Here is an 862-nt window from a genome sequence, read left to right as displayed (position 1 = left end):
AGGTCGCCGCGCTGGTCGAGCAGGCGGTACTTGCTGGTCAGGCCACTGCGGAGCCGCATTGACCATTTGAGCGGTCAACTCGGTCGCGCGCGGCCGATGAAGGCCCGCCGGCAGAGCGTTTCGCCTTTCCTTTGAACGGTGAAACGCGCTAGCGGGCCGATTGCCGGATCAGATCGCGGCCGATCGGCTTCGGTGTCTCGCTGCGCAGCACCAGCGCCGTCGTGACGGAGCCGTGGCGCGCCACGGCGTCGACGATGCTTTCAAGTTGCGCCGGCGAGGGGACGACCACTTTGAGGATGAAGCAGTCCTCGCCGGTAAGCCGGTGCACTTCGGTGATCTGTGGCATCTCGGCGAACTGCTTGAGGCAGGGGCGGATATGCTCATGCGTGGTGCGCACCCGGATGATGGCCATCATGCCCAGGCCGAGCGCGGCCGGGTCAATCACGGCGGTGTAGCCTGCAATGACGCCGCGCTCCTCCAGGCGTTTCACCCGCTCCGAAGTCGCCGGCTGCGAGAGGCCGACGCGGCGGCCAAGCTCGGACATGCCGATGCGGCCGTTCTCCTGCAAGGCTTCGACAATGGCAATGTCGGTGGGGTCGAACATAACTGGCTCATCGGGTTATTCATCTTCACTTTGAATCCATCGGATTCGAAGTCATTTTTCCGATGATTTCCTATTCCTGCTCCTGCGGCAAGACGCCACCATGCTCCTGTTGATCTTTAGGAGCAAGGCGACATGACGCATTTCATCATCCTGCCGGGTAGCGGCGGCTCGGGGCCCACGCATTGGCAATCGCGCTGGCAAGACACCGATCCGGCGATGCGGCGTTTCCGGCCATCGAGCTGGGACCTGCCCGATTTC

The 862-nt window shown here is 63.2% G+C and carries 2 protein-coding genes; one reads left to right on the top strand and one right to left on the bottom strand.

From position 1 onward, the window contains the following. Positions 1-148: 148 nt before the first annotated feature. On the bottom strand, positions 149-604 hold the full coding sequence (locus EOA28_RS37220; protein WP_126083198.1) for an Lrp/AsnC family transcriptional regulator: 456 nt from the start codon (positions 602-604) through the stop codon (positions 149-151). Positions 605-736: 132 nt separating this feature from the next. Here EOA28_RS37220 and EOA28_RS37215 point away from each other — a divergent pair. Beyond that, positions 737-862 (top strand): alpha/beta hydrolase (locus EOA28_RS37215; protein WP_189342420.1); only part of this gene is annotated, 126 nt, incomplete at its 3' end.

The sequence above is a fragment of the Mesorhizobium sp. M2A.F.Ca.ET.067.02.1.1 genome (assembly GCF_004023285.1).
Taxonomy (GTDB): domain Bacteria; phylum Pseudomonadota; class Alphaproteobacteria; order Rhizobiales; family Rhizobiaceae; genus Mesorhizobium.
The sequence above is the reverse complement of the archived record's forward strand: the minus strand, read 5'-3'. Positions and strand labels throughout refer to the sequence as shown.

Coding starts and splice junctions, on each gene's coding strand:
- EOA28_RS37220 (WP_126083198.1), bottom strand. CDS start 604: ATGTTCGACCCCACCGACATTGCCATTGTCGAAGCCTTGCAGGAGAAC.